Source organism: Streptomyces sp. CA-251247 (assembly GCF_050952975.1).
GTDB lineage: Bacteria > Actinomycetota > Actinomycetes > Streptomycetales > Streptomycetaceae > Streptomyces > Streptomyces achmelvichensis.
In genome coordinates, this window is the sequence record NZ_CP191861.1 from 5,603,988 (window position 1) to 5,625,553 (window position 21,566).

Annotated in this window: 19 protein-coding genes; 7 read left to right on the forward strand and 12 right to left on the reverse strand. The window is 70.7% G+C overall.

Features of this window, described 5'->3' with window-relative positions; all coding sequences use genetic code 11:
- Positions 1-7: 7 nt before the first annotated feature.
- Positions 8-763 carry an ABC transporter permease gene (locus ACQPWZ_RS25000; RefSeq protein WP_433572422.1) on the reverse strand — a complete coding sequence of 252 codons (756 nt, stop codon included), beginning with the start codon at positions 761-763 and terminating at the stop codon, positions 8-10.
- Positions 764-783: 20 nt separating this feature from the next.
- On the reverse strand, positions 784-1,566 hold the full coding sequence (locus ACQPWZ_RS25005) for an ABC transporter ATP-binding protein (RefSeq protein WP_433572423.1): 783 nt from the start codon (positions 1,564-1,566) through the stop codon (positions 784-786).
- A 79-nt stretch (positions 1,567-1,645) separates the two neighbouring features.
- Between ACQPWZ_RS25005 and ACQPWZ_RS25010 the strand changes: the two genes are divergently transcribed.
- From ACQPWZ_RS25010 to ACQPWZ_RS25025, 4 genes are all read left to right on the forward strand, one after another.
- On the forward strand, positions 1,646-2,287 hold the full coding sequence (locus tag ACQPWZ_RS25010; protein WP_340475442.1) for a TetR/AcrR family transcriptional regulator: 642 nt from the start codon (positions 1,646-1,648) through the stop codon (positions 2,285-2,287).
- A gap of 125 nt (positions 2,288-2,412) precedes the next feature.
- Complete coding sequence (locus tag ACQPWZ_RS25015; protein ID WP_327680124.1) at positions 2,413-3,261, forward strand: 3-hydroxyacyl-CoA dehydrogenase family protein; 849 nt, start codon at positions 2,413-2,415, stop codon at positions 3,259-3,261.
- Positions 3,262-3,428: 167 nt separating this feature from the next.
- Positions 3,429-3,752: an STAS domain-containing protein gene (locus tag ACQPWZ_RS25020; protein ID WP_327680122.1), complete on the forward strand. Its 324-nt coding sequence runs from the start codon at positions 3,429-3,431 to the stop codon at positions 3,750-3,752.
- 333 nt (positions 3,753-4,085) lie between these two features.
- Positions 4,086-6,563 (forward strand): ATP-binding protein, encoded by a 2,478-nt coding sequence (locus ACQPWZ_RS25025; protein WP_433572424.1) that lies wholly within the window; start codon positions 4,086-4,088, stop codon positions 6,561-6,563.
- Positions 6,564-6,926: 363 nt separating this feature from the next.
- Here ACQPWZ_RS25025 and nucS read toward each other — a convergent pair whose 3' ends face one another.
- Positions 6,927-7,598 carry an endonuclease NucS gene (gene nucS / locus ACQPWZ_RS25030; protein ID WP_313944051.1) on the reverse strand — a complete coding sequence of 224 codons (672 nt, stop codon included), beginning with the start codon at positions 7,596-7,598 and terminating at the stop codon, positions 6,927-6,929.
- A gap of 239 nt (positions 7,599-7,837) precedes the next feature.
- Here nucS and ACQPWZ_RS25035 point away from each other — a divergent pair, with 239 nt between their 5' ends.
- Complete coding sequence (locus ACQPWZ_RS25035; protein WP_266487491.1) at positions 7,838-8,230, forward strand: SCO5389 family protein; 393 nt, start codon at positions 7,838-7,840, stop codon at positions 8,228-8,230.
- 83 nt (positions 8,231-8,313) lie between these two features.
- Here the strand turns inward: ACQPWZ_RS25035 and ACQPWZ_RS25040 are convergent, their stop codons facing one another.
- Positions 8,314-9,345, reverse strand: a complete 1,032-nt coding sequence (locus ACQPWZ_RS25040; RefSeq protein ID WP_340475445.1) for an LLM class flavin-dependent oxidoreductase — start codon at positions 9,343-9,345, stop codon at positions 8,314-8,316.
- Positions 9,346-9,558: 213 nt separating this feature from the next.
- Between ACQPWZ_RS25040 and ACQPWZ_RS25045 the strand changes: the two genes are divergently transcribed.
- Positions 9,559-9,888, forward strand: a complete 330-nt coding sequence (locus ACQPWZ_RS25045) for an ATP/GTP-binding protein (RefSeq protein WP_383240300.1) — start codon at positions 9,559-9,561, stop codon at positions 9,886-9,888.
- A gap of 5 nt (positions 9,889-9,893) precedes the next feature.
- Here the strand turns inward: ACQPWZ_RS25045 and ACQPWZ_RS25050 are convergent, their stop codons facing one another.
- The 3 genes from ACQPWZ_RS25050 to ACQPWZ_RS25060 form a co-directional block, all read right to left on the reverse strand.
- Positions 9,894-10,730: an ABC transporter permease gene (locus tag ACQPWZ_RS25050; protein WP_433572425.1), complete on the reverse strand. Its 837-nt coding sequence runs from the start codon at positions 10,728-10,730 to the stop codon at positions 9,894-9,896.
- A complete protein-coding gene (locus tag ACQPWZ_RS25055) occupies positions 10,727-11,905 on the reverse strand; it encodes an ABC transporter ATP-binding protein (RefSeq protein ID WP_340475448.1) in 1,179 nt (392 codons plus the stop codon). Before ACQPWZ_RS25055 ends, ACQPWZ_RS25050 begins: the two co-directional genes overlap by 4 nt.
- 115 nt (positions 11,906-12,020) lie before the next feature.
- Positions 12,021-12,896, reverse strand: coding sequence for a hypothetical protein (locus ACQPWZ_RS25060; RefSeq protein ID WP_383240292.1), 876 nt, complete (start codon positions 12,894-12,896; stop codon positions 12,021-12,023).
- A gap of 269 nt (positions 12,897-13,165) precedes the next feature.
- On the opposite strand from ACQPWZ_RS25060, the gene ACQPWZ_RS25065 reads away from it, so the two are divergent.
- Entirely contained in the window at positions 13,166-14,092 is a 927-nt protein-coding gene (locus ACQPWZ_RS25065; protein WP_340475450.1) for a hypothetical protein, read from the forward strand.
- On the opposite strand, the gene ACQPWZ_RS25070 is transcribed toward ACQPWZ_RS25065, so the two are convergent.
- The 5 genes from ACQPWZ_RS25070 to mce all read right to left on the reverse strand — a co-directional run bounded on the left by ACQPWZ_RS25070 (position 14,025) and on the right by mce (position 21,442).
- The gene (locus ACQPWZ_RS25070; RefSeq protein WP_340475451.1) at positions 14,025-14,804 is read right to left on the reverse strand and encodes an ABC transporter permease; all 780 of its coding nucleotides are present in this window, start codon (positions 14,802-14,804) and stop codon (positions 14,025-14,027) included. The genes ACQPWZ_RS25065 and ACQPWZ_RS25070 overlap by 68 nt on opposite strands.
- 3 nt (positions 14,805-14,807) lie before the next feature.
- Positions 14,808-15,791: an ABC transporter ATP-binding protein gene (locus tag ACQPWZ_RS25075; RefSeq protein ID WP_328861768.1), complete on the reverse strand. Its 984-nt coding sequence runs from the start codon at positions 15,789-15,791 to the stop codon at positions 14,808-14,810.
- Between the two features lie 169 nt (positions 15,792-15,960).
- Positions 15,961-16,899 carry a cellulose-binding protein gene (locus tag ACQPWZ_RS25080; RefSeq protein ID WP_313944042.1) on the reverse strand — a complete coding sequence of 313 codons (939 nt, stop codon included), beginning with the start codon at positions 16,897-16,899 and terminating at the stop codon, positions 15,961-15,963.
- Between the two features lie 114 nt (positions 16,900-17,013).
- Positions 17,014-20,847: a polarized growth protein Scy gene (gene scy / locus ACQPWZ_RS25085; protein WP_433572426.1), complete on the reverse strand. Its 3,834-nt coding sequence runs from the start codon at positions 20,845-20,847 to the stop codon at positions 17,014-17,016.
- 166 nt (positions 20,848-21,013) lie between these two features.
- Entirely contained in the window at positions 21,014-21,442 is a 429-nt protein-coding gene (gene mce, locus ACQPWZ_RS25090; protein ID WP_313944040.1) for a methylmalonyl-CoA epimerase, read from the reverse strand.
- Positions 21,443-21,566: the final 124 nt, after the last annotated feature.

Here is a 21,566-nt window from a genome sequence, read left to right on the forward strand (position 1 = left end):
AGCCTAGTTACGCACCGGCCCGGCGGAAGACACGTGTGCCGACCGTCACGGCGGCAGCGGTGAGTCCGAGGGCGACGAGCGCTCCGTAGAGCATGGCGGCCGTCGCGTACCGGCCGACGTACGCGTCCCGCATCGCGTCCACCAGATAGCGGAACGGCATGAGGTGGGAGAGCACGTCCAGCCATCCCGGCGCCAGAGTCATCGGCAGCATCAGCCCGGACAGCAGCATCGACGGCATGGCGAGCGCGTTGATCACCGGACCGAACTCCTGCGGGGTACGGACCTTCAGCGCCAGCGCGTACGACAGCGCGGCGAGCGAGAGCGTCAGCAGGCCGACGAACACGAAGCCGATCAGAGCTCCGACGAGCGGCACGCGCAGTCCCATGACCAGAGCGGCGAGTACCAGCAGAACGCCCTGGAAGACGAAGAGCACGGCGTCGCGCAGGACCCGGCCGAGCAGCAGCGCCAGCCGGCTGACGGGGGTGACGCGCATCCGCTCCACCACGCCGTGGTTCTTCTCGATGATGACCGCGAAACCGGCGAACGAGGCGCCGAACAGTCCGAGCTGGAGCAGCAGCCCCGGCACCAGGACCTGCCAGGAACTGCCCTCCGAGGACAGGGGCACGCCGGTGAGCAGAGGGCCGAAGAAGAGCAGGTAGAGCAGCGGCATCAGGACGCCGAAGAGGATCTGGAAGGGGGAGCGCAGGGTCTGCCGGGAGTACCGCCCGAAGATCAGCGCGGTGTCGGAGACGAGTGCAGACATGAGGAGTCCTGGAGGAGAGTTCAGACAGCTACGGGGGTGGCGTCGACGGGCGCGGGTCCGCGCCCGGTGATCGCGAGGAAGGCGTCCTGGAGCGTGGCCTCGGGCGAGCCCGCGTACCGCGCCTTCAGCGCCGCCGGGGTGCCCTCGGCGGCGACGACGCCGTGGTCGACGACGACGATCCGGTCCGCGAGCGCGTCGGCCTCGTCGAGGTAGTGGGTCGTCAGGACGACCGTCGTGCCGTGGTCGTCGCGCAGCCGGCGTACGAGATCCCACAGGTCGTTACGGCTGCCGGGGTCGAGTCCGGTCGTCGGCTCGTCCAGGAACAGCACCGCGGGCCGGTGCACGAGGCCCATCGCGATGTCGAGCCGGCGGCGCTGGCCGCCGGACAGGGCGGCGGTCCGGCGGTCGAGGAGTTCGCCGAAGCCGAGCTCGTCCGCCAACTCCTCCGCCCGCGCGGCGGCCACCTCCTTGGACAGCCGGTACAGCCTCCCCTGGGTGATCAGCTCCTCCCGGACGCCGACCTGGGGGTCGAGGCCGCCGGACTGGGCGACATAGCCGGCCTTGCGGCGCACTCCCGCCGGATCGCGGACCAGGTCGCAGCCGGCGACGGTGGCCGCTCCGCCGGTGGGCGGGAGCAGGGTCGTGAGCATCCGCAGGGTGGTGGTCTTGCCCGCGCCGTTCGGCCCGAGGAAGCCGAGGATCTCGCCGCTCGGGACGGTGAGGTCGATGCCGCGCACCGCCTCCACGGGTCCGTTCTTCGTGCGGAAGGTCCGGGAGAGCCCGGCCGTACTGATGATTGCCATGGCCTCAGAAAAACAGAGTCCCTGAAATTTTGCAACGACTCCAAGTTTTGGTTCTGGCCAAGAAAGCTACGATGACGCCATGGCCGAGGGACTGAGAGAGCGCAAGAAACGGCAGACCAGACAGCACATCTCGGACGTCGCGACCGGTCTCTTCCTCCAGCGCGGCTTCGACGCGGTGACCATCGCCGAGATCGCCGAGGCCGCCGATGTGTCGGTCAACACCGTCTACAACTACTTTCCGGCCAAGGAGGAGCTCTTCCTCGACCGCAGCCGCGGCGTCGTCGACCGGCTCTCCCGGTGGGTGCGCGGCAGACGCGCCGGAGAGTCGGCGGCCGACGCCGTCCTGCGCGAACTGCGCGAGGCCGTCGAGGGGGTCTCGCCCACCGTCGGACTCTTCGACGGCTACGCCGACTTCATGAAAGTCATCACCGAGGCGCACACCCTGCGTTCGCGGCTGTGGGCCATCCAGCAGGAGAGCCTCCTCGATCTGGAGGCCACCATGCGCCAGGAGGCGGACCCGGCCGACGGCGACCTGCTGCCCTCCCTGGTCGCCGGTCAGCTCTCCTGGCTGCACGGCACGGTGCTCGGCTGGATCGGTGCGGAGATGGTCAAGCGGCGCGCAGCCGCCGAGGTGTCCCGCGAAGCGCTCGTCCTCCTCGACGAGATGGAGGAGCTGCTGGGTGAGCGGGTCCTTCGCTACGCGGTCCGCACCGCGGAATGACGCGTACCAGTGTGATGTCCGTCATCTGAGACGTGACGCGCATCTCTTCGCCGCCACACGGCACCTCACGAGCGCTAACCTCCGCCGGAGAGGCGAAATGTAAACAGGTGTTAAGGGGTGTCGCAGTGGCCAGGAAGCTCGCCGTCATCGGGGCCGGACTCATGGGGTCCGGTATCGCGCAGGTCTCTGCCCAGGCGGGCTGGGACGTGGTTCTGCGTGATGTCACCGACGAGGCGCTGACCCGCGGCAAGGACGGCATCAAAGCTTCGTACGAGAAGTTCGTCTCCAAGGGCAAGCTCGAAGCGTCCGACGCGGAAGCCGCGTTGGCGCGCATCACCACCACGACCGACCTGGACGCCGTCGCCGACGCGGACATCGTCGTGGAGGCGGTCTTCGAGAAGCTCGAGGTCAAGCACGAGATCTTCCGTGCGCTGGACAAACTCGTACGCGACGACGCCGTGCTGGCCTCCAACACGTCCGCCATCCCGATCACCAAGATCGCGGCCGTGACGGAGCGTCCGGAACGCGTCGTGGGCGCGCACTTCTTCTCGCCCGTCCCCATGATGCAGCTGTGCGAACTCGTGCGCGGCTACAAGACCAGCGACGAAACCCTCGCCACCACGCGGGAGTTCGCCGAGTCCGTCGGGAAGACCTGCATTGTCGTCAACCGCGACGTCGCCGGCTTCGTGACCACCCGTCTCATCTCGGCGCTCGTGGTCGAGGCCGCGAAGCTCTACGAGTCGGGCGTCGCCTCCGCCGAGGACATCGACATCGCCTGCAAGCTGGGCTTCGGCCACGCCATGGGGCCGCTCGCGACCGCCGACCTGACGGGCGTGGACATCCTGCTGCACGCGACGAGCAACATCTACACCGAGTCCCAGGACGAGAAGTTCGCGCCGCCGGAGCTGATGCGCCGGATGGTGGACGCCGGTGACATCGGCCGCAAGAGCGGGCAGGGCTTCTACAAGCACTGATCCTCCGGAACCGATGTGGCATCACCCCATGGGGTGAATTCGGTATCGGTTCGCTTACAAACAGCAACCAGTCGGCCCACCCGGCAGTCAGTTGTTGCAAGACAGAAGAGCCAGCCAGAGCAGACAGAGTCAGTCACATGGCACTGAAGCACTCTCGGGGAGCGCATATGCACATCAGGGGCGACCACGCCGAGCTGGTCGTCGGGGGCCGCCTCGACGTCCGCAGCGCGGCGGACGCCCGTACGGTCCTGCACACGGCCGTCGACGACGGAGTCGGCGACCTGGTGCTCGACCTGACCGACCTCGACTCCTGGGACGCCACCGGGCTCGGGGTCATTATGGGCGCCCACCGGCGTGCCGGCCGATGCGGGCGAAGACTGGTTCTGCGCGGAGTGCCGCCGCAGATGCAGCGCCTGCTGGTGGCCACCCGACTGCACCGCATCCTCGCGATCGAGGGCGGCCTGGCCGCCGAGTCGCTGCCGCGGGTCTGACGCCCCCGGGCGGAGTTGCCCGGGTTGGGGCGGAATCACTCCTTCCGGGGATGAACGTTCCCCCGGGTGCGCACCGTGCGACACCTCGCAATCCTCATGAGAATGTGACGTCCCGGGCGGGGCGGCACCCCCCTGGTTCGGCGTTACCCTGCAACCGTCTAGGGTTCGGTCGCCCGCCGTTTTGACGAACCCACGCGGCGGGCACCGGACCCGAAGCGACAGCGGGGCGTGCAGAGTGGCCGGGAGGGACATCGGCACGTGGCTCCGCCACAGAGTCAACAGAATCTTGGCGGGGACGAACCTATGCGAAGCCGCATCTGGGGGGCTTGAACCATGGACAAGGACAGTTTCGGCGAGGGCGCGGGCCAGCCGCGCCCGCCGCGCGACCCCGGCACGCCCGACTTCGGACAGCATGTGCCCGCGCTCGCGCGCACCGTTCAGATCGTCGCGGGCGATTTCCTGCTCACCGTCAATCCGGTCGACGGAAGCGAGATAGAACCCTTCCCACCGGGAGAGGCACCGGCCGCGCCGGTCCGCCACACCGCCGAGGAACGGGCCGAGCTCCAGCGCGCCGCGCAGCCGCCCGTGCCGCCCGGCCCGCCCGCGCCGCGGCTCCCGCTGCCGGAGCGCGACGAAGAGCGCGAGCGGCTGGTGCGGCTGCTGGGCCGAGGACGCTCCGTACGCCTGTCGGGGCCGGCGGGCTCCGGACGCAGCGCCCTGCTCGACACCGTCGCCGACGAGTGCGCCACGCTCGCACCCGACGGCGTCGTACGCCTGAACGGACTGCACCGCACCCCGACGGATCTGCTGCACGAACTGTTTGCGGCCGTGTACAAGGCGCCGCAGCGCCGGCCCGACCGTGCGGGCCTGCTGACGCACGTCCGCGAGATAGGCGCGATCGTCGTTCTCGACGACCTCGAATTCGGCGGCCCGTCGCTCGCCGAACTGCTCGACGCGGCACCCGAGTGCGCCTTCCTCCTCGCCGCCACCCCCGACGTCCCGGCGCCCGGCGCCGATGCGCACCTCGAAGAGGTCGGCCTCACGGGCCTCGGCCGCGCCGCCTCGCTGGACCTCCTCCAGCGCACCGTCGAACGGCCGTTGACCGAGGACGAGACGAACTGGGCGGGCGACCTCTGGTTCGAGTCCGAGGGCCTTCCGCTGCGCTTCGTGCAGGCGGGCGCGCTGTTGCGGCAGTGCGACGAACTCCGCGCCGACCCGGAGGCCTTCGAGGCGTACGCGCCGTACGACGCGGCCGAGGGCAACGACGTACCACTGCCCAGCCTGGGCGAGGGCGCGGCGCCCGCCGCGCTGCTGGCCTCCCGGCTGAGCGACTCCGCCCGGGAGACCCTGCGCTTCGCGGTCGCACTCGGCGGCGAGGTGCCGCACCAGGCACACCTCCCCGCGCTCGTGGGGGACACCCACGCGGACGCGGCACTCGGCGAACTGATGAGTTGCGGCCTGCTCTCGCCGGTCGGCGGACGCTACCGGCTGGCCGCCGGTGTGCCGGCCCAGCTCACGGAGAAGGGGTACGCCGAGGACGCGGCGGCCCACGCACACACGGCGGCCCAGCACTACGCCTGGTGGGCCGGACACCCGTCCGTCACCCCCGAGCGCGCCGTGGCCGAGTCGGACGCCCTGCTGGCCGCTCTCGCGGCGCTGGTGCCGGGCACGGAGGCGGGCCACCCCAGCGCGGCCGTCCTGCTCGCCCGCAGCGCCGCGCCCGCCTTTGCGGCCGGGATGCACTGGGGCGCGTGGGAACGTGTCCTGCGGGTGGGATCCGAAGCCGCTCGAATAGCGGGCGAAGTGGCCGAAGAGGCCTACTTCCATCATGAATTGGGCATCCTGGCGCTCTGCACGGACAGCCTGGACCGGGCGCGCGCCGAGCTGGAGGCGTCGATCGCCCTGCGCGGCGCACTCGCCGACAAGAGCGGAACCGTCGCCGGACGGCGGGCGCTCGCGCTCGTCACGGACCGCGAGAACGGGCTCGTGCCGAGCGTTCCCGCCACTGCCGTCCCGGCGGGCAAGGAAGCGGCCCCGGCGCGCCAGAAGGAGCCCTCCTCGCCCGCGAAGGGCGCGCCGGCGAACCTGCCCGTGCCGCTCGCGGGCCTCGGGGCGTCGCGGGCGGCGTCTTCCACGTCTTCCACGACCGGCACGACGCCGGAGACGCTGGTCGCGAGCCGTACGCCGGTCAACGGGAGCACGCAGAAGCGCCGGCGCCCCGCGGTACTCGGCAGCGGCCGCAACCTCGTCGCCGCGGGTGCGGGCGCGCTGCTCGCCGTCGTGCTCGGCACGGTGGTCACGCTGGGCGCGACCTCGGACAACCAGGACCCGCCGAGCGACAAGGTCGGCAACGGCCGGTCGGCGAACCAGGACGAAGGCCAGGACGGTCTCACCGCGGACGAGCCCGAGAACGGCTCGGACGACGGTCCGAGCGACCCGTCCGATGTCCCGGACCCGTCGGGAGCGGTGACTCCGGGGTCGAGCGCGTCGACGGACGGGGAGGAAGGGCCCGGGGGCGGGGTCTCGCCGAGCAGGTCGGAGCCGGGGGGTGAGCCGTCGTCGGGGAAGCCGAAGCCGACGAAGTCGTCGACGACGAGGCCTCCGTCGTCGAGTGAGCCGCCCACGACACCGCCGCCCACGACGACGCCCCCGTCATCGAGTGAGCCGCCGCCCACGACGACGCCGCCGACGACGCCAGGCACGCCGGCCGAGGAGGGCACGTCAGCGGGTGGGCCCAGCGAATCGTCGGGTGCGCCGATGACGAGCAGTGCGCCGTCGGTGTCGGATCCGGCGGGGGAGCCGGTCATCTGACGAGGGCGCGGGTTGTTGCGGGGCGCTGCCCCGGACCCCGCGCCTCAATCGCCGGCGGGGCTTGATGTGCATGCCCCTGCCGGGACTTTGCGCCTCGTCCGGAGGGCTTGGTGTGCGGGCCGTGGTAACCCAGCCCGTCCGGCGATTGAGGACATCGCCCGGAGGGCGGTGCCGCCGTCGCGGCGTGAAGCGCGGGTGCTTGCGGGGCGCTGCCCCGGACCCCGCGCCTCAATCGCCGGCGGGGCTTGGTTGTCCAGCCCGTCCGGCGGGGCTTGGTGTGTGGGCCGTGGTAATCCAGCCCGTCCGGCGATTGAGGACCGGGGGCACTCGGGGGCAGCGCCCCCGAGAAACACCGGCCCCCGCTCAGAACAGCCGCAGCTTGTCGTCCTCGATGCCCCGCATCGCGTTGTAGTCCAGCACCACACACCCGATGCCCCGGTCCGTCGCCAGCACCCGTGCCTGCGGTTTGATCTCCTGGGCCGCGAACACGCCCTTCACCGGCGCCAGATGCGGGTCCCTGTTCAGCAGTTCGAGGTAGCGCGTCAGCTGTTCCACGCCGTCGATCTCGCCACGGCGCTTGATCTCCACCGCGACCGTCGCGCCGTCCGCGTCACGGCACAGGATGTCCACCGGGCCGATGGCTGTGGGGTATTCGCGGCGGATGAGGCTGTAGCCCTCGCCCAGCGTCTCGATGCGGTCGGCGAGGAGTTCCTGCAGATGCGCCTCCACACCGTCCTTGATCAGGCCGGGGTCCACGCCGAGCTCGTGCGAGGAGTCGTGGAGGATTTCCTCCATCGTGATGATCAGTTTCTCGCCCGCTTTGTTGATGACCGTCCACACGCTGTCGTTTTCGTCGGAGCCTTCCTTGAGCGTGCAGGGAGGGGACATCCAGTTCAGTGGTTTGTAGGCCCTGTCGTCAGCGTGGATCGAGACGCTGCCGTCCGCCTTGACCAGGATCAGACGGGGTGCAGAGGGCAGGTGGGCGGTGAGCCGGCCCGCGTAGTCCACGGAGCAGCGGGCGATGACAAGACGCATGGTCGGCAACGCTACTCGACGCACGCGGTCGCGCGCGATTCGCCCTACAAGCCCCGTTCGTTAATGGCCGGTTGTGCTCCCAATCTCCTGGTGTCGTCAGGACTGCGCACTTACCGTGGATGCAGGAGGTTGTCGGTTGTGCACTCTGCGTCGTCATGCGTGGCTCATGTCGTCGTGCCCGGCACCCTCCTTCCCTGCCCGTAAGGCCCCGTCGACCCGGGGTCGCGAGAGGAGAACCCATGTCGCTCGACGTCTCACCGGCGCTTTTGGAACAGGCCGAGCGAGGCGAGGTCGATGAAGCAGCATTCGTCGACTGCGTCCGGACCTCCCTGCCCTTTGCATGGGAGATGATCAGTTCGCTGGTGGCACAGCTGAAGGTCGACGGCGGGGACTTCGCCGACAACCAGACGCCTCCGCCGGACGAGCAGGCACGTGGTCAGCTGCTGCGTGCACTCGCGAGTGATGCCATTCGCGGTGCGCTGCAGCGGCACTTCGGAGTGCGTCTGGCATTCCAGAACTGCCACCGCGTTGCGGTGTTCCCGCTGGATTCATCGGTGGACGAGCGGCTCGCCCGCTTCACTTCCATACGGGGCCAGTTGCTCAATCAGTCGCCCGAACTGCGCGACTGCTGATCTCCTTGCTGCCGCTCCGCATCGCAGGAGGTGCAACTGGTGCCGGAGCGGCAGCACGCCCGGGACGCGCGGTGCGTCCCGGCTCACGACACCAGGGGCAGGACTTCCTCGCCCAGCCGTCGTACGTTCTCCTCCGTGGCCGCCAGATCGCCCGAGCCCTCGACGAGCAGGGCGAACCGCCGGATTCCGGTGCGCTCGGCGGTGGCCGCGAGCCGGTCCGCGGCGAACCGGGGCGGGCCCACCGGGTGCAGCCCGCACAGCAGTTCCGTGTACGCGACGGGGTCCCGCATCGAGCGGTGCCTGCCGTCGACCGTCACGTGAGCCTCCAGGCCCTGCTTGAGCCAGCCCGGCATCGCCTTGAGCAGCGTCTCCCTGGCCTCCGGGCCGCGGTCCGCGATCTGTGCCACGCCCGCGGACACATGACCGGCCTCAGCGACCTCCTCGGGCGCGTGGCCCGCGGCGAGCGCCAGCCGGCGCCACATGGCGACCATGTCCGCCTTCTCCTCGTCCCCGCAGTGCATTCCGAGCAGCATCGGCAGTCCGCGCTCGGCGGCGAGGGTCACGCTGCTCGGGGACGTACAGGCGACCACCACCTCGGGACCCTTCGGCGGTCCGCCGAACAGTTCGTCGGGCCGGGGCACCACCGGTACCTCCCGGAAGCTGAACCGGTCCCCGCGGGTGCCGACGCTGGGCTCGCGCAGCCAACGCATCAGCAGATCCAGCGATTCGGGGAAGTCCCTCTCGTACGCGTCGAGGCCCGATCCGAAGACCTCCAGGTCGACCCACGGCCCGCCGCGTCCCACGCCGAGGGAGAAGCGGCCGCCGCTGGTCAGATGCAGCAGCGCGGCCTGCTCGCCGAGCGCCACGGGGTGCACGCTGGGGAGCACGGTGACCGCCGTGCCCACGCGGATTCTCTCCGTACGACCGAGCAGCAGTGCGGCGAGCGTCACGGCCGAGGGGCACACTCCGTAGGGCACGAAGTGGTGCTCGGCCAGCCAGACGGAATCCAGCCCGGACTCCTCCGCGACCTCGGCGGACCGCACCGCCCGGTGCAGTGCCTCCCCCTGTCCCTGGCCCGGGAATTGGGCCGCCAGAACGAAAGTTCCCACGCGCATCGCCTTGTGCCTCCTTGCGGCCGACGCGTCACTCCCCCCAGTGGCATTAACGTCTGACACGTGCCATAGGCACGGCCAGGAGTGAAGTTGTTGCGATTTTCCGGTAACTGCCCTCCGGTGGCTGCCACCGTCCCACACCGCCGGGACGAGTACCCCGGACTTCGGGCCGTAGGCTGGAGGGGAACTGTCCGGACTTGCCCCGTGAGGTGTCACGTGTCCCCGCGCCGCAACCGCCCCAAGGGCGGCGAGAACCCGTCCGCGCCGCCCGGAGAGCCGGGTGAGAGGTACGGCGGCTTCGGTCGCAGCGAGGAATGGCAGGGCGAGGACTGGTCGGTCCGCCACGTCGCCGGCGCAAGTGCCGCGGGCAAGCGGTACCGGTGTCCGGGCTGCGACCAGGAGATCCCGTCCGCCCTGCCGCACGTGGTCGCCTGGCCGGAGCACGGCGGCGTGGAGGACCGGCGCCACTGGCACAAGGCCTGCTGGAACGCGAAGGACCGCCGCACCTCGCGGGTGCAGCGGTCCCGTAACGCGCCGAAATACTGAGCCGGTTACACGTCGCGGCTGCGCAGCACGGCGAACGCGCCGGCCATCGCCGCGATGGTCAGACCGAGCATGATCCACACCGGCTGCCAGCCGGTCGGACCGTCGCCGTTGCCCGAGGCCGCCTCGCCGTAGATGCCGATGAGCTGGCTCGGGATCGCGTACTGGAGCAGGAAGTCCTGCACGTCGGCGAGCGACGGCGAGAACATGAACATGGCCGCGACCAGCGGCAGCAGCATCACGCCGATCATGATGGTGATCGCGCCCGCGGAGTGCCGGATCATGCCGCCGACGGCCAGCGACAGCAGGCCGAGCAGGGCGACGAACAGGCCCACGCCGACGGTGGCCCGGAGCCACTCCGCGCCGGTCGCCTCGACCGAGTCGATCATCGACGTCTGGATCGCCGCGACGAGCGTCGCGAGGACCGTCGTCAGGGTGAAGACGAGCAGGAAGAACACGATCGCCTTCGCGGCGAGCACCCTGCCCCGGCTGGGGCAGGCCGTCAGCGTCGTACGGATCATGCCGGTGCCGTACTCCGAGGCGATGGTCAGCACACCCAGCGTCATGACGCAGATCGTGCTGAGCAGCACCCCGAAGAAGCCGAACCCGAGCGCCGACTGGTCCTCCAGGTCGACCTCGTTGGCGGAGACGATCGCGGCGATACCGAGGCCGATGCCGAGCATCAGCAGGATCATCACGCCCAGCGTCCACAGGGTGGAGCGCACGGAGCGGATCTTCGTCCACTCGGAGGCCAGTGCGTCGCCGAGGTGGGCCTTGCGCACGGGGATCGGCGAGACGTACGAGCTCGGGGCGTACGAGGCCTGCTGCTGGTAGGGCGTGGTCATCGGGCGTCCTCGGGCTTGGTCAGGTCGGCGGGAGCGGCGGCCGGGGGAGCGACGGGCGGCGCGGCGGGCGCGTGCTGCCCGGGCGCACCGGGCGGCGCGGCCGCGTAGGGGTTGTCGCTCACGGGTCCGACGGGGCCGGCCGGCTGGGCGCCGGGCGGCGGCGGGGCGTACCAGCCCTGCTGCGGCACGTCCGGGACCTGCTGCGGCGGCGGTGCGTACCCGAACTGCTGCGGCTGCATCAGGCCGGCCTTCTGGTCGTCCGTCGAGCGGTAGTCCACCGCGCCCTGCGTCATCCGCATGTACGCCTCCTCCAGCGAGGCCTGGTGCGGCGAGAGCTCCCACAGCCGGACGTCCGAGGCGTGCGCCAGATCACTGATCTGCGGCAGCGCGAGCCCGGTGACCCGCAGCGCGCCGTCGGGCTCCGAGAGGACGCTGCCGCCCGCCTCGGTGAGCGCGGCCGACAGCTTCTCGCGCTGCTGCGGCTCGGTGTGTGGCGTCCGCACCCGCGCGAAGTCCGCGGAGTTGGCCGAGATGAAGTCCTTGACGCTCATGTCCGAGAGCAGCTGGCCCCGGCCGATCACGATCAGGTGGTCGGCGGTCACCGCCATCTCGCTCATCAGGTGCGAGGAGACGAAGACCGTACGGCCCTCGGCGGCGAGCTGCTTCATCAGGTTGCGGACCCAGAGGATGCCCTCGGGGTCGAGACCGTTGACCGGCTCGTCGAAGAGCAGCACCTGGGGGTCGCCGAGCAGCGCGGCCGCGATGCCGAGCCGCTGGCCCATGCCCAGCGAGAAGCCCTTGGAGCGCCGCTTGGCGACCTCCTGGAGGCCGACGACGCCGAGGACCTCGTCCACGCGGCGGGCCGGGATGCCGGACAGCTGGGCGAGGGACAGCAGGTGGTTGCGCGCGCTGCGCCCGCCGTGCACGGCCTTGGCGTCCAGCAGGGCCCCGACCTGCCGGGGCGCGTTCGGCACCTGCCGGAAGGGGGCGCCGCAGACCGTGACGGTGCCGGCGGTCGGGTTGTCGAGCCCGAGGATCATCCGCATCGTCGTCGACTTGCCGGCACCGTTGGGCCCGAGGAACCCGGTGACGGCGCCGGGCCGTACCTGGAAGGAAAGGTTGTACACGGCCGTCTTGGCGCCATAGCGCTTCGTCAGGCCGACTGCCTCGATCATTCTCCAGCCCCATCGACTTTCGGTCGTCGGGCATAGGCCGCCAGGCCGCACGCCCCCGTAAGAGTTAGGAGGATATCCGTGCCTTGACGGTTCCGGCCACGTCGTAACGCTCCGGCTACGACGGCAGGGAGTCGCCGAGCGGCGGCAGATCGTCGTAGAGCCGCAGCTCGGCGGAGTCGTCGAGGTAGGGAAGGAAGTCGGTCTGCGGCAGCACCCAGCCCTCCGATCCGAAGATCAGGGTCCCTTCCTCACGCAGCGCCGGGTCGGCGCCGGCCTTCTTCACCCAGGTCGCCGGGTCGGGCCCGAGCAGCTCGCGCAGCCGGGGCGACTGCGCGAGGAGCGAGCCGAGCAGCTCGGACTGGTCGCCGCCACCGGGCCGGGGAGTGCCGTCGGGCCCCGCGAGGACGCCGTGGGCGCTGAAGTAGATGTAGGCGCCGCTCAGACGCTCGCCGGACGGCATGGTCATGGGGAACTCGTCGCCGGGCAGTATGGCCCGCCGGTAGTCGGGGAACTCCGTGTCGTCGACGGCCTTCAGCTGGGTGGAATCCAGCCAGGCGACGACGAGGACGGCGGAGGCGTCGCGGGCCACGTACGGCGTGCCCGCCACATAGCCGGCCGGACTGATGTGCCCCGAGCAGCCGACCCCGATGCCGCCGACCCGCACCGGCACCATGGGCACCGTCGCCGGGATGCCGAGCCGGGTGAGCTTGTGACTGACCTGCCCCGGCGAGGCGTTGGACCCCACCGCGATCACCGGGTGACGGCGGCCGGTCACCACCTGGCCGAGGTCGGACAGCGCCTGATCGAGACGGTGCTGCTGTGACTGCTCCTCCACGTACCACTCACCGAGCCGCAGCGGCCGGACGTCCAGCTGGAGCAGTCTGTCGCCGGCGAGCAGGGACGGCTCGGGGGTGGGGCGGCCCGGGTATGTCAGCGGTTCCCTGGCCGGCACGCCGTCCAGGCCCAGCGCTTCGAGGCTTCGGTCCTTCACGGGAGACGCCCTTCGCGATTGATCACGTGTACGGAGCAGAGCCTTCCACGGCACATCTACCCCGGCCGAGCCTACGGGACGCCCCGTCGTGCCACGGTTGACCCGAAGGGGAAGCGGGCAGATAGCTTTGTCCTTCTGCTGAACTCGACACCGGGGGGCGTGAGTTGAACATGTTGCGGGTGTGGCCGAGGAGCCGCCGACCGCATCCGCGGTATCGGACGTCGGTTCGCTGGTGGATCGCCGGGCGCACCGTCCACGCGCTGTTCCTGATGACGCTGGGCGCTCTGACGCTCCTCGCCGCCGCCATCGCGGTCGTGTGGACACTGACCGAGAAGTCCCCCCGCAGTGTTTCCGAGCGGCTGAGCGACGGGGAAGGGCTGCTCAACCTCGCGCTGGAGGCGCTGCGGGCCTGCGTGGGGACGGACAGCCTCAGCCCCGAGCACGACAGCTCGGCGCACCAGTTGCTGGCGACGCTCGCCTCGTTGACCGGGGCACTGGCGCCCGCGGTGGTGCTCGGTATCGTGCTGATCAAGCTGTTCGCCCTGCGGCCGTTCGTCTGGCGGCGGCGGGCGAGCGTCTCGCACGCCTGGGCCGCGGACTTCCCCGGGTACGCACGGATGCACGCGGAGAGCGAGGACGCCATCATCGCGGTCCGCTTCTACAACCATCTCGACAACCTCTCGGTCGTCGACCTGAAGGCCCGGGTCCATCTGCGCTATCTGGAGCGGTCGCCGCACGACGGCAGTCTGGTGATCTACAAGAAGTGGCTCCGGGTGCTGGACGAGAAGGGGGAGCCGGCCGACGAGCGCTCCTGGCTCGCGGTGGAGCGCGGAGCGCCGTTCACGGTGTGGATCCCGGTCGACGCTCCCGTGCCGCAGCTGCCCGTTTCCGAGATCCAGGGCAAGGACCTGTCGCGGTCGCACGGGGCGAAGCTCCTCGTGCGGCTGACCGCCCGGACCGTCGGCATGGGAACCGAAGTCGTCGACGAGCGCTGGTTCGACCTCGGCGGCGACGACTTCGAGACCGGCCGCTTCGTGCCGCTGGAGCCGAATCTCGAGAAGGACGTCTGGACCTGGCGCGGCTGGCGAGACTTCGACCGGCTGCTGCCCGAGGGGGACGATCCGCCCGTCAGGCGTCCCTCTTCTTCAGTACCAGATAGCCGCCGATCAGCGCCGCCACCACCCAGAGCACCATGATCCCGAGCCCCGCCCACGGGCCGTACGGAGCCTTGTCGCTGCCCATCGCGTCCGGGACCACCTGCATGATCTTGGAGCCGGCCTGGTCGGGGAAGTAACGGGCGACGTCCTTCGCCTTGGGGACCGACGCGAGGATCTGCGAGACCAGGAAGAAGAACGGCATCAGGATGCCGAGCGAGAGCATCGAGCTGCGCAGCATCGTCGCGACCGCCATCGAGAACAGCGCGATGAGGCCCATGTAGAGACCGCCGCCGACGACCGCGCGCAGGACGTTGTCCGCGCCGATCGTCGTCCGGTGCTCGCCCAGCAGCGCCTGGCCGAGGAAGAAGGCCACGAAGCTCGTCGCGAGGCCCACGACGAGCGCCAGCACCGTGGCCACCGCCAGCTTGCTGAAGAGGAACGTCGCACGCTGCGGTACGGCGGCGAGCGAGGTGCGGATCATGCCGGAGCTGTACTCCGTGCCGACCACCAGCACACCGAAGACCACCATCGCCAGCTGACCCAGGATCATTCCGGAGAAGCTGATGAAGGTCGGGTCGAACGTGAGCTGCTCCTCGGGTGACAGATCGTCGAACGTCGAGGCCAGCAGCGCGCTGAGCGCGGCCCCCATCGCGACGGTGACCGCGAACGCGCACACCAGCGTCCAGGTCGTCGACGACACCGTACGGATCTTGGTCCACTCGGACTGAAGGACCGCGGGCACCGAGGCCATGGGTCAGGCTCCCTTGCTGCTCTGGTAGCTCTGGCCCCACTGGGGGCCCGGTGGGGCGGCGGGCGGCTGCGGGCCCTCGGACGTGCCGTGTGCGTGGTACTCCACCGCACCCGCGGTCATCTGCATGAAGGCTTCCTCCAGCGACGCGCGCTGGGAGCTCAGTTCGTGCAGAACGATCTGGTGCCGGGCGGCCAGTTCACCGAGCTCCTCGGGACCGGTGCCGTCGATCTCCAGCGTGCCGTTTCCCGATTCGACCGCGACGAAACCCGATTCATGGAGCACATCGCGAAGTCGCTCCTGCTGCGGCGAGCGCATCCGCACATAACTCCGGGAGTTCTCCTGGATGAAAGCCGCCATCGATGTGTCGGCCAGCAGCTTGCCCTGCCCGATCACGATCAAGTGATCGGCGGTCAGAGCCATTTCGCTCATCAGGTGCGAGGAGACGAAGATCGTGCGACCTTCTGATGCAAGAGTCTTCATCAGATTGCGGATCCAGTGAATTCCCTCGGGGTCCAGACCATTGACCGGTTCGTCGAACATCAAGATCTCTGGATCACCGAGCAGGGCCGACGCGATTCCCAGCCGCTGGCCCATACCGAGCGAGAAGCCCTTCGACTTCTTCTTCGCCACCGCGCTCAGCCCGACGACATCGAGGACCTGCGAGACGCGCGCGGCCGGGATGCGGTTCGCCTGGGCCAGGCACAGCAGGTTGTTGTACGCGGTCCGGCCACCGTGCATGGCCTTGGCGTCCAGCAGCGCGCCGATGTACTTCAAAGGCTCGTCGAGGTCCCGGTAGTGCTTGCCGTCGATCCGTACGGTGCCGCTCGTCGGATTGTCGAGGTCGAGCATCATCCGCATCGTCGTCGACTTGCCCGCCCCGTTGGGACCGAGGAACCCGGTCACCATCCCCGGCCTGACCTGAAACGAAAGATGGTCGACGGCGACCTTGCTGCCGAAGCGCTTGGTGAGGCCCTCAAGCTCGATCATGCGGCCACGCTAAGGGCCGGGGATGGCGTGCGCCACCGGGCGGAAGGGACTTTCTCGCGGCCGTCGAGCACACGTCGGGCGAACACGCGAGTGCCCGGCACCCATCAGGGCGCCGGGCACTCGGCGATACGGCGTACGTCCCTGAGCGGGGCTCAGGAAACGGGCTGTGCTAGCGGGACTGCTGCGCCGGGACGCCGCGGGAGATCGGCTCGTCGTCGGCGGGGGTGCCGGCCGCGGCCACGGCGGCACCGGTCAGCGTGGCCAGCATCTCGCGGACGTTGGTCAGCTGCGCGTTGATCGAGTCGCGGCGGTTGGTGAGCGCCGCCAGCTCGCGCTCCGACTCGCTGCGGATCCGGTCGGCCTTGGCGTTCGCGTCGGCCACGATGTCCTCGGCCTGGCGCTGCGCCGTCTCCACCGTCTGACGGGCGCGGCGCTCCGCGTCCGTGCGCAGCTTCTCGGCCTCCAGGCGCAGCTGCTCGGCGCGGTGCTCGATCTCCGCCAGGCGCTTCTCGGCCTTCGCCTGACGCGAGGCCAGGTCGCGCTCGGACTGCTCGCGGCGCTTGGCCAGGTTCGTCTCGAAGTCCGCGGCGGCCTGGGCGGCCTTGGCGCGGGTCTCCTCGAAGAGCGCGTCGGCCTCCTCGCGCTTGGACTGCGCGTCCTTCTGCGCCTCGCTGCGCAGCGTGGAGGCGTCGCCCTTCGCCTTCTCGACGATCCGGACGCCTTCGTCCTCGGCCTTGGCCTTGCGCTCGGAGGCGAACGACTCGGCGTCGTTGCGCACCTGCTGCGCGGCGGACTCGGCCAGCTCACGGTGCTGCTCGGACGCGCGACGGGCCTCCTCGCGCAGGTCCTTCGCCTCCTCCTCGGCGAGGCGGAGGATCTTCTCGACGCGCGCACCGAGACCGGCGTACGACGGCTCTGCGTCGCTGACCTGGGCCTGGGCGTTCTGCGTCTCGAGGTGGAGCTCCTCGATGCGCTTTTCCAGAGAGGTGATTCGGGCGAGTGCACTATCACGGTCGGCGACGAGCTTGGTAATGCGGTCATCCACCTGACCGCGGTCGTAACCACGCCGCACGAGCTCGAAGCCGAAGGGGGAGGAAGTGTCGCTCATGGGGTTCCTGTCGAATGAGACCGGTGAGGTGATAGGGGGAATCCTAGGGGCCGAAGCGGCGTGTCATCGAGCGGATGCCCGTTTGATCTGGAGAATGTCCAGCCTTTTGAGTGGCTAGCTCTCGTGGGACTTGCCACTCGAACGTGTAACCCCCGCTGTTGCACCCGCTTTGACGCCCCCGTCCTTGCCCCCGCCGGGCGCCTCGAAAGACTCCAACGCCTCGAGTACGTCCTGGACACGGGAAATCTCGGCCTGAATGTCCTCGCGCCGGCGCACCAGCACATCGAGCTCACGCTGGCCCTCGCCGACCAGACGTTCGGCCTCGGCCTCCGCGTCCGCCTTGATCCGCTCCGCCTCACGGGTCAGCTCGGCCTTCTTCTGCTCGGCCTCCTTCAGGAGGCCCTCGGCCTTCTTCACCGCGGCGATACGGACCTTGCCGGCCTCCGAATTGGCCTCGGACACCAGCTCCTTGGCCTTCGCCTCGGCCTCGGCCTGCTGCTCCGTGGCAGCCTTCACCAGCTGGTCGACGCGCTCGCCCGCTGTCTTCATCTGCTCGGACGTCTCCCGCCGGGCCCGCTCGTGCAGCTCGTCGATCTCGGCCTCGATGCGGGTGCGCAGCTCCTCGGCGCGCTCTCTTATGGCGGCGGCGTCCCGGCGTGCGCCGACGAGCAGTTCGTCGGCGTCCGTCCGGGCCTTCTCCACCCGGGAGTTGCCCTCGACGGTCGCCTCGGCGACCAGCCGGTCGGCCTCGGTGCGGGCCGCGCCGACCATCGTGTCGGCCTGCTCCTCGGCCTCCAGCGCGGCGCGCAGCGCCTCTTCCTGGGCCTTGTTGATGAGCTGGTCGGCCTGTTCGGCGGCGTCCGCCCGGCGCTTCGCCGAAGCCTCACGTGCCTCGTCGACCGTCCGGTCGGCCTCGTCGCGGGCCTCGCTGCGCATGCGCTCGGCCTCGGCCTCCGCCTCCGCCTTGAGCCTCTGCGCCTCGGCCCGGATGCGCTCGGCGGCCTGCTGGGCCGAGCCCACCGTCTCCGCCGCCTCGGCGCGCAGCCGCTCCGCCTCGCTGGCCGCCTCGTTGATGAGCTGGTCGGCCTGCTCGGCGGCGTCCGCGCGGCGCTTGTCGGCGGCCTGGCGCGCCTCGTCGAGGATCCCGTCGCTCTCGGAACGGACCCGCTCCGACTCGCTCGTCGCCTCGCCGATCAGACGGTCCGCCTGGGCGGCCGCCTCGGAACGGATGCGGTTGGCGTCCTCGCGCGCCTCGGCCCGGGCGCGGGCCGCGTCCTGCTCGGCGGAGGCGACGGCGTCCGACGCCTCCGTCCGCATCCGCTGGACGTACTCCTGGGTGTCGGCCCGCAGCCGGTCCGACTCGGTGATCGCTTCGGTGACGGTCCGTTCGGCGAGTGAATTCGCCGCGTCGGTCTCCTCCTGGGCCCGTGTCCGCAGCCGGGCCGCGTCCTCGGCCGCGCGCTCGCGCTCGGCGTGCGCGTCGGTACGGACACGGTCCGCCTCGTCCTGCGCCTCGGACCTGGTGCGCTCCGCCGCGTGCTCGGCGGCGGACCGCAGACCGGTGATCTCCTGCTCGGCCTGCTCGTGCAGCCCCTGGACGGAGTCGCGTACCTGCTTGGCGGTCTGCTCGGCCGCGGCGACCATCTCGGTCGCGCGGCGGTCGGCCTCCTCGACGAGCCGGTGCGCCTCGGTCTGCGCCTCCTCGACGCGATTGCGGGCGGACGCGAGGAGTTCCTCGCTCTGCTCGCGGGCGCGCTCGCGCTCCTGGTCCGCTTCGCCGCGCGCGGACTCGAGGATCTCCTCGGCCTCACGACGGCGGCGTACGGCTTCCTCCTGGGCCGCGCCCAGTGCCTCGGCGGCCTCGGCGCCCACCCGGTCGGCGGCGGCGGCCGCCTCGGCACGCAGCCGGTCGGCAGTGTCCTGTGCCTCGTTCTTGAGCCGCTCGGCCTCGCTCGCGGCGTCGCTGCGCAGCCGTACCGCGATGTTCTCGGCCTCGGCACGGGTCGTGGAGGAGTCGGCCGCGGCCTCGGTGCGCAGCCGCTCGGCCTCCTGCTCGGCCTGGGCCTGGAGCGTACGGATCCGCTCGGCGGCCTCGGTGCGCAGCCGCTCGGTCTCCTCGGCGGCCTCGCGGCGGATGCGCTCGCCCTCGGCACGCGAGTCGGTCAGATTCTGCTCGGCGGAGGCGAGGCGGGACTCGGCCTCGGTGTGCAGACGCCGCAGTTCGTCGGCGGCCTCCTCCTGACGGGCCGCCACCCCCCGCTCGGTCTCCTCGCGGACGGCCTCGGCGGCCTGCTCGGCCGCGGCCCGGACGGAGTCCGCCTCCTCCTCCGCCTCCACCCGCAGCCGCTCGGCCTCGGCGCGGGTGCGCTCCAGGGTCTCCTCGGCCTGCCGGCGCAGCGTCGTCGCGCGCTCGATGGCCTCGGTGCGTACGCGCTCGCTGTCGCTGCTCGCGCCGGAGCGCAGTTCGTCGGCGTCCGCGCGTGCCTTGGTGAGCAGATCCTCGGCGGTACTGGCCCCCTCCTCGATCTGCTGCACGGCCTCCCGGCGGGCCTCGCCGCGGATGCGCTCGCCCTCGGCGACGGCCTCGGCGCGCAACTGCTCGGCCTCGCCGCGCAGCCGGCGCGCCTCCTCCTGAAGCTCGACGGTCTTGGCGCGGTACTCCTTGGTGTCGTCCTTGGCCGCGCCCTTGAGCTGGTCGGCCTGCTCGGCGGCATCGCCGCGCAGCCGGTCCGCCTCGGACTCGGCCTCGCGGCGGATCCGCTCGGCCTCCTCGCCCGCCTTGCGGGTGGTCTCCCGGGCGTCGTCGGAGGCCTTGGTCAGGACCTCCTCGGCGGTACGCGCCGCCTTCGCGAGCTGGGCGGCGGAGTCCTCCGCCACGGACGTACGGGCCTTCTCCGCGGCGGCGGCGACGACCTTCTCGGCCTCCGCGCGGGCGTCGGCGAGTGCCTGCTCGGCGTCCGCCTTGAGCGCCTCGGACTCGGTGGTGGCCTCGGCGACCAGCCGGGCGATCTCGGCCTTGGCCGTACGGGTGCGCTGCTCGTTGACCGAATCGGCGGACGCCAGCTGCTTGGCCGCCGCGTCCTTGGCCTCGGAGACCAGCTTCTCGGCCTCCGCGCGGGACTCGCGCAGCTTCTCCTCGGCCTCCTGTATCCGCTGTTCCGCCGAGCGGCTCAGCTCAGCGGCCTGCTGGCGAGCCTGGTCGGACTCGGCGGTGGTGGAGGTCCGCAGCTGCTCGGCGTGGCTGGTGGCTTCCTGCGCCTGGTTGGAGGCGGCGTTCAGCAGCCGTTCGGCGTCCTTGCGGGCGCGCAGCAGGATCGACTCGGCCTCCGAGCGGGCCGACTCGGCCTCGGATCCGAGGCGCCGGCCGGACTCCTCGGCGACCCGGGCGGCCTCCGCGCGGGCGGCGGCCAGCGACTTCTCGGCCTCGGCGCGGGACTCCTCGAGGAGTCGGCGGGCCTGGGCCTCGGTACGGGCGCGCAGCTGCTCGGCCCAGGCGACATTCTCGTTGACGTGCGCCTCGACGGTCTGACGGCGCTCGGCCAGCTCCTGGTCCAGGCGCTGCCGGCGCTGGTTCGCCTCGGTGTGCAGCTCGGCCTGGAGACGGGCCTGGTGCTCGGCGTGCTCCTGGAGGATGCGCTGCGTCTGGGCACGGACGTCGCGCAGTTCGCGCTCGGCGTCCGTCCTGAGCTGATCCGCCTGGATCTGGGCGTTCCGGAGCAACTGCTCGGCCTGGTAGCCGATGTCCGCATTGTCGTACGCCGGACGGGAGGCGAGACTGCGTCGCGCCTCGTGGAGCTTGGCGCGCAACACCTCGACCTGGTAGCCGAGGTCTTCGGCGTGCTGGACGGCCTTCTCCCGCTCGGTCTTCAGCCGGTCCATCTCGGCTTCGAACCGCGAGAGGTGGTCGTCGTCAGCTCGGTGGCTCTCCTGGCGTTCGTAGCCCCGCACTGCGCGGTCCCATCCGTCCCCTGGTCGCAACTCTCTCCAAACGAGCACCGTTCGCCGGCGAACGGCCCCCCGGGGAATGGTGACAGATCAACGGAGGGAACGCGGCGCGGCCCCGACCCGGCCCCGGCCCGGAATCGCCCACTCTACCGGGCCGGGAATCCAGCGGTCAGTGCTCCGTTGCAGAGGTGACGAGTTCGGTCAGCACGCCATGGCAGTCCTTGGGGTGGAGAAAAGTGATACGGGAGCCCATGGAGCCGATACGCGGCTCGTCGTAGAGAACACGCACACCCTTGTCGCGGACGGCCTGGGCGTCCCCGTCGACGTCCGCGGTGCCGAAGGCGATGTGGTGCACCCCCTCACCGTTCTTGGCCAGCCACTTTCCCACCGCGGAGTCCTCCCGGGTGGGCTCCAGGAGCTGGAGGTAGGAGGCGCCGCCGTCGGACGTCTCATTGATCTTGAGCATGGCTTCCCGCACGCCCTGCTCCTCGTTGACCTCCGTGTGGAAGACCTCGAAGCCGTAGGTGGCCCGGTAGAACTCGACGGTCTTGTCGAGGTCGAAGCAGGCAATCCCGATGTGGTCGATTCGCGTCAGCATTCCCCCAGTGCAGCGCCACGTGCGGTGGTTACGCAACGTGCGCGCGATCACACCGGTCGGCCGATGACCCGGAGCAGTACCGCTCAGTACATTGAGGTAAACCCTCGTTCACTCCTCAGCCCCG